This window comes from Roseburia sp. AF25-13LB (assembly GCF_003478915.1).
Lineage (GTDB): Bacteria > Bacillota > Clostridia > Lachnospirales > Lachnospiraceae > Roseburia_C > Roseburia_C amylophila.
On record NZ_QUFO01000003.1, the window covers coordinates 146,565 to 159,978 of the forward strand.

The window sequence follows — 13,414 nt, forward strand, 5'->3', positions numbered from 1 at the left end:
AGTAAATGATAAATAGAAGTAAAAGATAATTTAAAATAAGAGGAAGATAGATGCAGAAAGAAAAAGCACAGAGCGGAATTTTATATGGAATCGGAGTAGGTCCGGGGGAGCCGGAGCTTTTGACCCATAAAGCGGTTCAGGTGATAGAATGCTGCGATACCATAGTAGTGCCGTCCGAACCGATAGAAGAGTGTAATGCTTTTCAGATTGTAGAAAAACTGGTGCCGGACATACGGAAGCATCAGCTTGTGGCATGGAATTTTCCCATGACCAGAGATGAGAAAAAGTTAGAAGAAGCCCATGATAAGATATGCGAAAATATAGAAGCATATCTTGCAAGGGGAGAAAAGGTTGCCTTTTTAACGCTGGGGGATCCGGCAATTTATTCCACCTATACTTATCTTTCACAGAAAATCGAAGAGCATGGTGGCTATACGGAAATGGTCAGCGGGGTACCGTCTTTTTGTGCAGTGGCAGCAAGACTTGGCATTTCGCTGGGAGAAAAGGAAGAGCAGATTCATATTATTCCCGGTTCCTATGAGATAGAAGAATCGAGACAATTTTCCGGCACCAGAATCTATATGAAGTCCGGAAGGAAGCTGAAGCAGTTAAAAGAAATGCTGCAAAAGGAAAGCACCATCCGTCCGTTAGAAGTGTATAGTGTTTCCGATTGTGGAAAAGAGGAAGAAAAAGTCTTTTCCGGTGTGGATAACATACCGGAAAAGAGCGGATATTTTACCATCGTGATTGTAAAGACCAAAGATGAGCCGGTGCATAACAGCAGCCGCTTTTTTGAGAATCGTGCATGCGCTTATTATCCCTGCCATAGGGACATTGAGCAGATTAACTGTATGTTCTGCTACTGCCCGATGTATGAAATGGAGCATTGTCCGGGAACACCGGAGTACAAAGAGACAAATGGCAGAAAACTTAAGATTTGTACCAACTGTACGTATCCCCATCAGGCAGAACATTATGATGCCATTATGAAGGTACTGACCCACCGGCTGAAAGGCTAGAGGACTTTTTAAGGGTGAAGTTTGTTGAGGCTGGGTGAACTATGGCTTGTGAAAAAATAAAAAGTGTGTTAGTATAGTAGCGATTTCATAGAAAGATAACCGGTGCCTGCAATGAAATTCATTCATATGCAGGGTAAAAGGGAAACAGGTGTAAATCCTGTACGAACTCGTCACTGTAAGAAGGGAGTAACGTAGTCAGGCTTTTAAAAGCGCCACTGATGCACAGACATTGGGAAGGTGATTACGGAGCGTTAATCTTTGAGTCAGGAAACCTGCCGTTTATCTGGTACGGGAAGAGATTCCGGGTCACGAGTAATTGGCTGTACTGTTTGATAACAAGGGAAATCCGTAAAGCGTATTTCCTGTAGTTAGTATGTCATTTACTTCGTTCATAGCAATATGGAACGGAGTTTTTTCATGTGTAAGTGAAACCAGAACATGAGAAAAGGAGAAAAAAATGAAAAAGAAAGCATTGACTGTAGTTCTTACACTTACTATGGCTGCAACCATGTTTGCGGGATGTGGTGATAAGAAAACAACAGGGACAACTGAAACAACAGAAGCTGTTTCGACAGAAGATGAAAAGGATGATCAGGCAAAGGCAGATGAGGTAGCAGCATTGATTGATGCAATTTATGTGCAGGAAAGAACTGATGAGACAGATGCACAGTGTAAGGCAGCAAAAGAAGCATGGGATGCACTGACAGATGCTCAGAAGGAACTGGTATCTGGAGAAAATGCAGACCCGGATTACTTTGGAAGAGATACCGGAGATGCATCAAAGGATGATCCTTTAAATCAGGATGATATTGGAGAGAATGAGCTTTTGGTAGTAAGCTTTGGTACATCCTTTAATGACAGCCGCGCAACAGATATCGGCGGCATTGAAAAAGCATTACAGGAAGCAAATCCTGACTGGTCTGTAAGAAGAGCATTTACAGCACAGATTATTATTAACCATATACAGGCCCGTGATGATGAAAAAATCGATAACATGGATCAGGCATTAGAGCGTGCGGTAGACAATGGCGTTAAGAATCTTGTGGTACAGCCGACTCACTTAATGCATGGTGCAGAATATGATGAACTGGTAGAAGCAATTGAGAAGTATCAGGATAAATTTGAAACAGTCCGTATCGCAGAACCTCTGTTAGGTGAAGTTGGAAGTGATGCAACTGTAATCAACGAAGACAAGGCTGCCGTTGCAGAAGCAATTACAGCAGAAGCAGTTAAACTTGCTGGATATGACAGCATGGATGCTGCAGCAGAAGATGGAACAGCATTTGTATTTATGGGACATGGTACTTCCCATACTGCAAATGTAACTTATGACCAGATGCAGACCCAGTTAGAAAAACTGAATTACAAGAATGCATTCGTTGGAACCGTAGAAGGTGAACCGGAAGATACCGCATGTGAAGCTGTTATTGAAAAGGTAAAAGAAGCAGGATACAAAAAAGTAATTCTTCGTCCGTTAATGGTTGTTGCCGGAGACCATGCAAACAACGATATGGCTGGAGATGATGAAGACTCCTGGAAGAGCCAGTTTGAAGCATCTAAAGCATTTGACAGTGTAGATACACAGATTGAAGGTCTTGGAAGAATCAAAGCAGTCCAGGATATTTATGTAGCACATACAAAGGCTGCTTTAGAGGCAGAGCCACTTGCAACAGCAGGTGGTTCCAATTCCTCTGCAGCCTTAGAGGATGGAACTTATACCGTAGACTTCAACACAGACAGCACAATGTTTCACGTAAATGAAGCAAAAGAAGGCAAGGCAGAACTTACGGTAAAGGATGGAAAAATGACAGCGCATATCACACTTCCATCTAAGAACATTGTAAATTTATTTGTTGGAACAGCAGCAGATGCACAGAAAGATGGTGCGAAGCTTCTTGAGCCTACTACAGATACGGTAGAATACAGTGATGGAACCAGCGAAGAAGTATACGGCTTTGATGTTCCGGTTCCTGCAGTGGATGAAGACTTTGATCTTGCATTAATTGGAACAAAGGGAAAATGGTACGACCACAAAGTATCTGTTTCTAATCCTGAAAAAAAAAATTAGCTGATGGCTCTTATGAGGCAGAAGTAACTTTAGGGGGCGGAACCGGAAGAGCAACGGTGGATTCACCGGCGAAGGTTGTGATAAAAGATGGAAAAATTACTGCAACCGTTGTGTGGAGCAGTCCAAACTATGATTACATGTTAGTAGATGGAACAAAGTATCTTAATGAGAACAAGGGCGGAAATTCCACCTTTACGATTCCGGTATCCGGCTTTGACTGTGACATTGCAGTAGTGGGTGATACTGTTGCAATGAGCACACCTCATGAAATTGAATATACATTGAATTTTAAACTGGTAAAATAAAATGCAGAAAAAACGAATTATGATAGTGAGCGTTATCTGTATACTTCTTCTGACTCTTTGTGCCTGTGGTACAAAGAAGCAGGAGAAAAAAGCAGATACCGTAGATTTTAGTTCTCTCAGCAAGACTGGGAGTATGGAATTAAATTATGCAACACAGTATAGTGTCGATGAATATGGCGGGTACAAAATGATTACGATCGTGGATGACGGTCGTTTTTTGCTTATTCCGGAGGGCATGGTGGTGCCGCAGAATATCCCGGAGGATGTTACGGTTTTACAGCAGCCGCTGGATAAAACATATCTGGTATCCACTTCTGTCATGGATTTGGTAAGACAGATTGATGCCATGTCAGATATCCGGCTCTCCGGAACGAAGGAAGATGGCTGGTATGTAGAAGAAGCCAGGGAAGCCATGGAGGAAGGAGACATTTTATATGCAGGAAAATACAGTGCTCCGGACTATGAACTGATTCTGGATGAAGGCTGTAATCTGGCAATTGAAAATACAATGATTTATCATAACCCGGAAGTAAAAGAAAAGTTGGAAGAACTTGGAATCCCTGTACTTGTGGAGCGTTCCAGCTATGAATCACACCCATTGGGCAGACTGGAATGGATCCGTTTATATGGAGTATTATTTGATAAAGAGGAAGAAGCAGATTCTTTCTATGAAACAGAATTAGAAAAATTAGAGCCGATTATGAAGAAAGAAAGCTGCAATGTAACAGTAGCATTTTTCAGTGTGACAGCAAACGGAACAATCAGTGTGCGGAAATCAAATGATTATGTAGCACAGATGATTGCTCTTTCCGGTGGAACCTATGTGCCGGAACAACTGGCGGGCGAAGAAGAAAATGCACTTTCCACAATGAACATACAGATGGAGGATTTCTATGCAGATGCAAAGAATGCCGATATCTTAATATATAACAGTACAATTGAAGGCGAAATCAGTACGCTGGAGGAATTGAAGCAGAAGAATGCACTGTTTGCAGATTTTCAGGCAGTACAGGATGGAAATGTCTATTGTACCACAAATAATTTCTTCCAGAAATCCACGGCAATCGGAGATTTTATGGAAGATCTGAATAAAATATTTCAGAATACAGATACAGAAGAAGCAGGATATTTAAAGAAGCTGAGGTAAAAGAAAATGAAGCGGTATGCAGTCTCTTTTATAACAATTTTTATATTGCTGGTGGGATTAATTTTCTGGAATATTGGTTCTGGAAGTATTTCGATTTCCTGGGATGAGCTTTGGAATATTTTACTGAAACAGACAGAAGAAGGTACCACTTATCATATTATCTGGGATATCAGACTGCCACGGATTCTGGCTGCTGTCATGCTGGGGGGAGCATTGTCCATTTCCGGATTTTTACTGCAGACTTTTTTTGGAAATCCAATTGCAGGTCCGTATGTGCTGGGAATTTCTTCCGGTGCCAAACTTATGGTAGCACTGGCAATGATTTATCTTCTGGGAAGGGGAATTACAATCAGTTCTTTTGGAATGGTAGCAGCAGCCTTTGCCGGCTCACTTCTGGCAATGGGATTTGTACTTTTAATTTCCATGAAGGTACATAGAATGTCTCTTCTGATTGTATGCGGAATTCTAATCGGATATATCTGCTCGGCAATTACAGACATCTGTGTTACTTTTGCAGATGATTCGAATATCGTAAATTTGCACAACTGGTCCCAGGGCAGCTTCTCCGGAATGAACTGGTCAAATATCCTGATGATATTTATCCTGACCTTGCTGTCCTTTCTTGCGGCAATGTTTCTTGCAAAGCCGATTGGTGCGTATCAGATGGGAGAGACTTATGCCAGAAATATGGGGGTTAATATAACGGTGCTCCGGGTAAGCCTGATTCTGTTATCCAGCTTGTTGTCGGCTTGTGTAACAGCGTTTGCAGGGCCGATTTCCTTTGTAGGAATTGCGGTGCCACATCTGATAAAATCTGCCACAGGAACAGCAAAACCACTGGTGCTGATACCGGGCTGCTTTCTGGGGGGAGCGGTAGTGACACTGTTTTGTGATGGAATCGCAAGAACACTCTTTGCACCGACAGAAGTAAGTATCAGTACCGTTACAGCGGTCTTTTTGGTTCCGGTGGTAATTATAATGATGCTGCGCAGACAGGAGGAGCGGGGATGACAAAACAGATAGCAGGAAAAGCAGAGTCCACAGAGAAAGAACGCATGGCAGGAAAAATGAAATCTTCTGAAAGAAAGCAAGGGCTTGTAACAGACAAATTCAAAGTTGGATATGGAAAAAAGGTCATTCTTTCGAATGTCAATCTGATGGCAGAACCGGGAAGGGTATTGACGTTGATTGGCCCAAATGGTTCCGGTAAATCTACGATTCTAAAGAGTATTGTAAAGCAGTTGAAATCCCTTGATGGTGTAGTATACCTGAATGGGAAAGCAACCTCGGAAATGAAAGAGGCAGAAATTGCAAAGAGCCTTTCCATGGTAATGACAGAGCATATTCATCCGGAGCTGATGTCCTGCCGGGATGTGGTTGCAACCGGACGATATCCCTATACCGGAAGACTTGGAATCTTAGATAAGCAGGACTGGAAACTGGTGGATGAGGCAATTACCATGGTTCATGCGGAAGAGGTGGCAGAGCAGTCATTTACAAGAATCAGTGACGGACAGAGACAGCGTGTTATGTTGGCGAGAGCCATCTGCCAGGATACAGCAATCCTGGTATTGGATGAACCTACCTCTTATCTGGATATCCGTTATAAGCTTGATATTTTAAACAGCATCCGGAAACTGGCAAGGGAACGGAATATAGCAGTAATGATGTCACTGCATGAACTTGACTTGGTACAGAAAGTATCGGATATGGTAGCCTGTGTAGATGGAACCACCGTCAGCCACATAGGAACACCGGAAGAAATCTTTCAGGGTTCGCTGGTACAGAAGCTTTATGGAATTGAGGAAAAGAACTTTGATTCCATGCTTGGAATCATGCAGATGCCGGGAAATAAAGCGGCCCCGAATGTATTCGTAATCGGAGGCGGTGGTGCTGCAATACCAACCTATTACAGACTGCAGAGAGAGCATATTCCATTTGCAGCAGGAATCTTATTTGAAAATGACGTAGAATATCCTGTTGCAACGGCACTGGCATCAAAAGTCATTACTGCAAAAGCTTTTTATCCGATGGAAGAAGCACAACTGGAAGAAGCTAAGAAAATACTTGCAGGCTGTGAAACCTGTATTTGCACCTGCGAGAATTTCGGACCTTATAATATGTTAAATAAAGAACTGCGAAGCCTGGCAGAAGAACAGGGAAAATTGAAATAAAGAAATTGGAATAAAAGAAAAGCCCGTGGAATCAAAGTTGTTTTATGATTTCACGGGCTTTGGTATATTTTACTGTTCAGTGTCTTCCGGTAAGATGAATTTTCCAACAAGTTCATCTAAGGAAGTTGCCTGTGCAGATAACTCCTGGCTGGTAGCAGAGGTCTCTTCTGCGGATGCGGAGTTGGACTGAACTACCTCAGAAATCTGGTTTACACCCTGTTCTGCCTGATCCATGGCATTTGCCTGAGTCTTAGCAACATCACTGATGTGCTTGGAAGATTCAGCAATCTGCTGGATACCATTTACAACGTTTCCGATAGATTCAGCAGCATGGTCTGCAGCAGCATTACCTTCAGCAATCTCCTGAAGGGCACCTTCGATTAAGTCTCTGGTATCTACAGCAGATTTGGTTGTCTGCTCTGCAAGCTGACGAATCTGGTCAGCAACAACGGCGAATCCACGTCCTGCTTCGCCGGCTCTTGCAGCCTCGATAGAAGCATTCAGAGAAAGTAAGTTGGTCTGGGAAGCAATATCTTCGATTTCAGAAATAATATTTCCAATCTTCTTAGAAGTTTCATCAATACGTGCCATAGCATCAACCATGGCTTTCATTTCAGCACTGCTGTCTTCTGCTTCAGCAGCATACTGCTTTGCCTGATCATAAGCAATCTGAGCCTGATCAGCGGACTGTTCAATATTACTTGTAATATCAGTGATTGTTGCCTGAAGCTGTTGTACGGCACCGGCCTGCTCAGTAGCACCTTCTGCCATACTCTGGGAAGATTCTGCAAGGTTCATGGAACCGGCAGAAACCTGGGAAGAAGCTTCTCCAATCATCTGGATAGTATGTACCATTGCATCACGCATGCCACGCATTGCGGTCAGTAACTGTTCGAAGTCACCGACATATTTGTCGGAATGCTCGGACTGAATGGTGTAATCACCATTTGCCATGCCCTCCATCAGAACACCTACATCAGTGATGAGTGCGTTTAGTGTTTCGGCCATTTCAGTAGAAGTGGCTACAATACTTGCAACTTCATCGTTGGATTTCACCTCCGGGAAAGGGTCATGTAAATTACCCTGTGCAAAAGTGCTAAGACGATTCTCCAGTGCGACTAAAGGTTTTGAAATTCCCCTTGCAATGGAAGCTCCCATCTTGGAAGAAACAAGGATGGATACGATAATAATTACAGCAATGATAATGATAAAAATAAGGGAAACAACAAAAAGTGTATCTGCTAAACGATCTCCTTCTGTTACTTTGGTATTCATCAAGTCCCTCATTCCGGAATAGATTTCATCATATAATGGGGCTACTTCATCAACCATTATATTCTGGGCTTTTGCGCTCTGACCCGGGTCAGTTGTTTTGCCGGTATCAATTGCTTTCTGCTCAGTAGTCCAGTAATCTTCCAGCTTGGCATCAATGGAATCATAGATTTCCTGCTCTTTGCTGGTGGTAGTAACTTCATCTACGATTTCCCAATACTGTTCAAAAGTGGCCTTTCTTTCATCATGGGTATCGGACATCTGACTAATCAGACTGTCATCATCATATCCGATAATAGCACGGGTGGCAGATCGGGTATCGGTAAAGGCAACCATTGCTTTGCCGATGTCACCCTGTGAAAAACCATAATTGTTCAGGGCATTCTTATACAGAGTCATGGTTACAATCAGCATAACCACACCAAGGACGGCTGCGATGGAGCAGGATGTCACGATAATACGGAATGCCTTCCCCAGACGTTTTCTAATTTTAAGATTCTCAAACATAACGTTCCTCCTTCGTTATATACAATGGCACTATGGCACCAATTGCGTTATACAATAGTAAAAGTAAAAGCGAAAATCTAAATATTTATCATAATTTTACTACTTTATGGGAAATAAGTCAAAATTATTTAGACAATAAGTGACTTGGAAACTGATTATTCCTCAAATTTGTTTAAACATATGAAAATTGACATTTTTCCGGTGAACCGCTAAAATGACGAAGAACATAAATAAGGCATTAAGGGAGATAACAGTATGGGATATGTATATTTTGTCCGGCACGGACAGACCATATGGAATGTAGAAAATAAGATATGTGGTGCAACAGATATTGCACTGACTGAGCTTGGACATAAGCAGGCAATTGAGACCGGAAAGAAAATATTAGAAGAAGGCATAAAGGCGGATGAAATATTATATTCCCCATTAATCCGGGCAAAAGATACTGCATTGCATATTTCGGAAATTACCGGAATTCCGGCAAGGGAAGAGCTTCGTTTAAAAGAGCAGAACTTTGGCAGATTTGAATCCACACCGCGGGATGGAGCAGAATTTAAGATTGCAAAGGGACAGTTTATCACCCGCTATGACGGCGGAGAATCTATGCTGCATCTGGCACAGAGAATTTACAATCTTCTGGATGAAGTAACAGCTTCCGATAAGACTTATATTCTGGTGGCACACAATGGCATATCAAGAGTTGTGCAGTCCTATTTTTATGAAATGACCAATGAAGAATATGCTGCATTTGGCGTGAAGAACTGTGCCATATTAAAATATGAATTCTAAGAGACGAAGGGCAGGAATGGAAAATGAAACCGAAGTCGGAAAAGAGTATAGAGCTTTATCATATCATGACAGAGCGGGGGTATCCGGAAGAATTCTGTGATGTCATTACCCGGAATCTGAATACGGATTTTACGGCACAGAGGATGTTATGGTATTTATCACACTATGAATATCTGCCGGAGGGTGAAATTGTAGATGAAATGCTTGCCATTTTAAGTGACCGGAATGCGATTATGCAGAAAAAAGAATTAGAAAAAACCAATGCTGCATGGAATGAATTCCTGCAGCATGGTTTTGAAGAAAAAGAATAGTTCATCGGATTAATTTCATATCTTCGATAATAAAAGTCTTATCTTCCATATGATATTCGCTGTGACAGAATGGACAATACCGCTGTCGTACTGCATCAAAGCTGGCACCGCAGCTATTACAGATAACGGAACTGATGGAGAATCCAGGTGGTTCCGGAGTGGAAATATTTCGCAAAAGAGTGACATCAATACAGTCACCGGTTTTGGAAATATTTCCATTTTTTTCGCTGTAATTTATCCACCAGGTTCGTAAGGTCATATGCAGCTGATTGTTTTCCACGGACAGATTTCTCAGTGTCATGCCACTGGTATAAGTCATTTCAATGATATCTTTGAAACGCTCGTCTAATGTACCACCACGATAGGAAGAAAGCGTGGATGGGTCATTGGAAAATACCGCCATGCGTACAAGAGAAATCATCTGGCCTTCAAACTTTTCATAAGAGAAATTCGGATCATAACGAAGCATCGTATCCTTTAACTTCCGTTTTGTACGCAGAAAGCCAAAAGCCGAAATATGTTTCATGCCATCACGGTTGCCAAGCCCCATAAGAAGCAGCAAATCTCCTAACAGCAAGCCTAAGAATCCGCCACCAATCAGTGCGGCAAGATAAGCAGAGAACAGTGCCAGAGGAAGAATTTCCTGTTTTTCAATGAGAAAGAATGGGAAGAATCCAGCAAAAAATGCCAGCATGGTAAGTAAAATGGTATTGTGAAATACCTGCATATTCCGGTTAGAGGATGGATTTATTACAAAGGATAAATTCATGACACGGGGAAATAAATCCGTTATGCGAAATTTTGTACCGCAGTAAGGACAGCCTTCCGTCAGATTGGAAACCAGATTAACGGCACCACAGCTTGGACAGGTTGCGGTAATAAAGGGAAGCTGCTGTTCGTTAGGGCTGTGTACAATTGTTTCATACATAACCTGCTCGGTATCACGGGAATAGAGTTCGCCGGAAGCATTGGAAAAAGAGAACTTATGGCGGATTTCTTCATAAGTTGTATCCGAGGTATACCAGGCACTCTTGTGGGTGAGACAGGCAGTACCAAAAGTATTTCCCTTTCCCGGAATGACACGGTTTTCCATATGAAGTCCCTTTTCCTTAAGACGTTCCTGCTGTAATTTCAGAAAATATGTAATATCACCATCACAGCTTACCGGAGGAGTTTCATCTTCGTTCCACTGGTTATATTCTTTGGCAAACCGGTCATACATGCCTCTGCCTTTGTCCCAGGCAGGTTCGTAGTCGCGGAAAGCTTTGGCGTCTTTATGGAATTTCAATAATCGAAAACAGCCGAAGATACCAAGGATAATACCGGCAGCCAGCAGCAGATAACGAGACATCAGATCAAGCTCTGTAACGGTAATGCAGGAAATAAGAATGGTTCCAAGGGCAATGAAGAAGATGCCCTGTGCCAGGTATTTCCGGTCCGGTTCTGCTACTTCAAAGGTACGTTTTTTACTGGATAGGTTGGATAAGATACTCATGGAGACTCCTTTCTGAAGGGTTTCTTAAAGTTAAAATAAGCATTTGATAAGTCACTATTAAGTTAGTACGCAGTGCTCATTATAGCATATTTCAGAAAGAAGACCAATCATCAGCCAATGTGGACGCCGAGAAGTTCTAAGAGGAAGAAGACCAGCGGAATCGTAAAGACGGAGCAAAGTGTCATGACAAAGCAGGTCTTTGAAGCAAATTCCACATTGGAATGGTAGTTTTCTGCCATCATCGGAATGGCGGACATGGCTGGCATACATGCCATCAGGGTAAGAATGGTTGTTTCGGCCGGAGTAAGGAAATGTGATACCACGGCTGCAACACCAACCGGAATCAGAATCATTTTGACAATTACCAGAAAGAAATAATCATAAATAAAGTCGAGATTCTTTAAGGAAATATAAGAAAGAGCTGCACCCAGGAAAATCAGCGCAAGACTGAAGCTTACATTTCCAACAGAGGTAATTGTATGGTGTACCGATACCTCTGGTAAGATTAACATAGCTTGTCACATATTGGCTATGAGAAAAGCTTTGGCTTTCTGAAAAATGAGGTTCTTTCTTGTACTTTTATTCATAATAAGGTATACTTTAGGGAAGTAATTTGTTGAATTAAATATGTTTGTATGGAGGATTAATTATGGACATGAACATTGTATGCCTTGATCTGGAAGGAGTATTGGTACCGGAGATCTGGATTGCATTTGCAGAAGCAAGCGGAATCCCTGAATTAAAGAGAACTACAAGAGACGAACCGGATTACGATAAATTGATGAAATGGAGACTTGGCATCTTAAAAGAACATGGACTTGGATTAAAAGAGATTCAGGAAACCATCGCAAAAATCGACCCGATGCCGGGAGCAAAAGAGTTCTTAGATGAACTTCGTTCCATGACACAGGTTATCATCATCAGTGATACCTTTACCCAGTTTGCAGGACCTCTGATGAAGAAATTAGGCTGGCCTACCATTTTCTGCAATTCTCTGGAGGTGGCAGAGGACGGTGAGATTACCGGATTTAAGATGAGAATTGAAAATTCCAAGCTGACTACAGTAAAAGCATTACAGTCCATTGGTTATGAGACGATTGCCAGCGGAGACAGCCACAATGACCTTGGAATGATTGAGGCAAGTAAAGCAGGATTCTTATTCCGCAGCACCGAGCAGATTAAGAAAGACCATCCGGAACTGCCTGCATTTGAGACTTATGATGAGTTAATGGAAGCAATCAAGAAGGCTTTTTAATTATGGCAGAGGAAAACCAGACAACCCACAAACGCAGGGTGCGTTACAGTGGAAAATATCCGAAGAAATTTGAAGAAAAATATAAAGAACTTCAGCCGGAAAAATATAAAGATACGATTGAGCATGTAATAAAAAAAGGAAACACACCTGCCGGAATGCATATTTCCATAATGGTAAATGAAATTCTGGATTTCTTAAAAATCCAGCCGGGAGAAACAGGCTTTGATGCGACCTTGGGATATGGCGGTCATACGAAAGCCATGCTGCAGTGCTTAAACGGGCAGGGACATATCTATGCAACGGATGTAGACCCGGAGGAATCAGCCAGGACAAGAAAGCGGTTAGAAGAGGCCGGTTTTGGAGAAGATATTCTGACAATACGATTACAGAATTTCTGTACGATAGATGAAATTGCAAAAGAAGCCGGCGGATTTGATTTTATTCTTGCGGACCTGGGTGTATCTTCCATGCAGATTGATAATCCGAAGCGTGGATTTTCTTTTAAAGTGGATGGCCCACTGGATTTACGGCTGAACCAGGAAGCCGGAATCAGTGCAGCAGAACGCCTGGCTGCCATTACAAAGGATGAACTGGCGGGAATGCTTTATGAAAATTCGGATGAGCCATACTGTGAAGAACTGGCAAAAGCGATTACCGATGAGATTCGAAAAGGCAACCGGATTGATACCACCACAAAGTTAAGGAATATCATTGAAAAGACGCTTGATTTTCTACCGGAAAAAGAGAAGAAGGATACGATAAAAAAGACCTGCCAGCGAACCTTCCAGGCACTTCGTATTGATGTGAACCGTGAATTTGAAGTACTGTATGAATTCATGGAGAAACTGCCGGATGCATTGAAACCGGGCGGAAGAGCTGCAATTTTAACTTTCCATTCCGGCGAAGACAAGTTAGTAAAGAAAGCATTAAAAGAAGGCTATCGGGCAGGCATTTATGCCGATTATGCCAAAGATGTAATCCGCCCATCTGCACAGGAGTGTGCGCAGAACGGACGGGCACGTTCTACTAAGATGCGCTGGGCAATTAAGGCAGAGTAGGTTATTTTGAAAAT

12 protein-coding genes, 1 pseudogene and 1 riboswitch are annotated in these 13,414 nt (G+C 42.2%); of the genes and pseudogenes, 10 read left to right on the plus strand and 3 right to left on the minus strand.

Going from position 1 to position 13,414, the window contains the following annotated elements; genetic code table 11:
• Positions 1 to 50: 50 nt before the first annotated feature.
• The 6 genes and pseudogenes from cobI (at position 51) to DWY37_RS05995 (ending at position 6,713) form a co-directional block, all read left to right on the plus strand.
• Entirely contained in the window at positions 51 to 1,019 is a 969-nt protein-coding gene (cobI, locus tag DWY37_RS05970) for a precorrin-2 C(20)-methyltransferase (RefSeq protein WP_118544421.1), read from the plus strand.
• An 83-nt stretch (positions 1,020 to 1,102) separates the two neighbouring features.
• A riboswitch (cobalamin riboswitch) is annotated at positions 1,103 to 1,313 on the plus strand.
• A 163-nt stretch (positions 1,314 to 1,476) separates the two neighbouring features.
• A pseudogene (locus tag DWY37_RS05975) lies at positions 1,477 to 2,679 on the plus strand (sirohydrochlorin cobaltochelatase); the annotation flags it as partial.
• Positions 2,680 to 3,143: 464 nt separating this feature from the next.
• Positions 3,144 to 3,392 carry a hypothetical protein gene (locus DWY37_RS05980; protein ID WP_022244140.1) on the plus strand — a complete coding sequence of 83 codons (249 nt, stop codon included), beginning with the start codon at positions 3,144 to 3,146 and terminating at the stop codon, positions 3,390 to 3,392.
• Position 3,393: 1 nt separating this feature from the next.
• Positions 3,394 to 4,539: an ABC transporter substrate-binding protein gene (locus tag DWY37_RS05985; protein WP_118541026.1), complete on the plus strand. Its 1,146-nt coding sequence runs from the start codon at positions 3,394 to 3,396 to the stop codon at positions 4,537 to 4,539.
• Between the two features lie 6 nt (positions 4,540 to 4,545).
• Positions 4,546 to 5,550 carry a FecCD family ABC transporter permease gene (locus DWY37_RS05990; protein WP_118541028.1) on the plus strand — a complete coding sequence of 335 codons (1,005 nt, stop codon included), beginning with the start codon at positions 4,546 to 4,548 and terminating at the stop codon, positions 5,548 to 5,550.
• Positions 5,551 to 5,606: 56 nt separating this feature from the next.
• Positions 5,607 to 6,713 (plus strand): ABC transporter ATP-binding protein, encoded by a 1,107-nt coding sequence (locus tag DWY37_RS05995; protein WP_118541066.1) that lies wholly within the window; start codon positions 5,607 to 5,609, stop codon positions 6,711 to 6,713.
• Between the two features lie 69 nt (positions 6,714 to 6,782).
• Here DWY37_RS05995 and DWY37_RS06000 read toward each other — a convergent pair whose 3' ends face one another.
• Positions 6,783 to 8,492 carry a methyl-accepting chemotaxis protein gene (locus tag DWY37_RS06000; protein WP_118544420.1) on the minus strand — a complete coding sequence of 570 codons (1,710 nt, stop codon included), beginning with the start codon at positions 8,490 to 8,492 and terminating at the stop codon, positions 6,783 to 6,785.
• 255 nt (positions 8,493 to 8,747) lie between these two features.
• Between DWY37_RS06000 and DWY37_RS06005 the strand changes: the two genes are divergently transcribed.
• Positions 8,748 to 9,281 (plus strand): histidine phosphatase family protein, encoded by a 534-nt coding sequence (locus DWY37_RS06005; protein WP_118177384.1) that lies wholly within the window; start codon positions 8,748 to 8,750, stop codon positions 9,279 to 9,281.
• 23 nt (positions 9,282 to 9,304) lie between these two features.
• Complete coding sequence (locus DWY37_RS06010; RefSeq protein WP_197420827.1) at positions 9,305 to 9,592, plus strand: hypothetical protein; 288 nt, start codon at positions 9,305 to 9,307, stop codon at positions 9,590 to 9,592.
• A 1-nt stretch (position 9,593) separates the two neighbouring features.
• On the opposite strand, the gene DWY37_RS06015 is transcribed toward DWY37_RS06010, so the two are convergent.
• Positions 9,594 to 11,087 carry a hypothetical protein gene (locus tag DWY37_RS06015; protein ID WP_118541030.1) on the minus strand — a complete coding sequence of 498 codons (1,494 nt, stop codon included), beginning with the start codon at positions 11,085 to 11,087 and terminating at the stop codon, positions 9,594 to 9,596.
• A gap of 110 nt (positions 11,088 to 11,197) precedes the next feature.
• Positions 11,198 to 11,599: an AEC family transporter gene (locus tag DWY37_RS06020; protein ID WP_118541032.1), complete on the minus strand. Its 402-nt coding sequence runs from the start codon at positions 11,597 to 11,599 to the stop codon at positions 11,198 to 11,200.
• A 143-nt stretch (positions 11,600 to 11,742) separates the two neighbouring features.
• On the opposite strand from DWY37_RS06020, the gene thrH reads away from it, so the two are divergent.
• Positions 11,743 to 12,342: a bifunctional phosphoserine phosphatase/homoserine phosphotransferase ThrH gene (gene thrH, locus DWY37_RS06025; RefSeq protein WP_118541068.1), complete on the plus strand. Its 600-nt coding sequence runs from the start codon at positions 11,743 to 11,745 to the stop codon at positions 12,340 to 12,342.
• Positions 12,343 to 12,344: 2 nt separating this feature from the next.
• Positions 12,345 to 13,400 carry a 16S rRNA (cytosine(1402)-N(4))-methyltransferase RsmH gene (rsmH, locus tag DWY37_RS06030; protein WP_117697361.1) on the plus strand — a complete coding sequence of 352 codons (1,056 nt, stop codon included), beginning with the start codon at positions 12,345 to 12,347 and terminating at the stop codon, positions 13,398 to 13,400.
• Positions 13,401 to 13,414 lie beyond the last annotated feature (14 nt).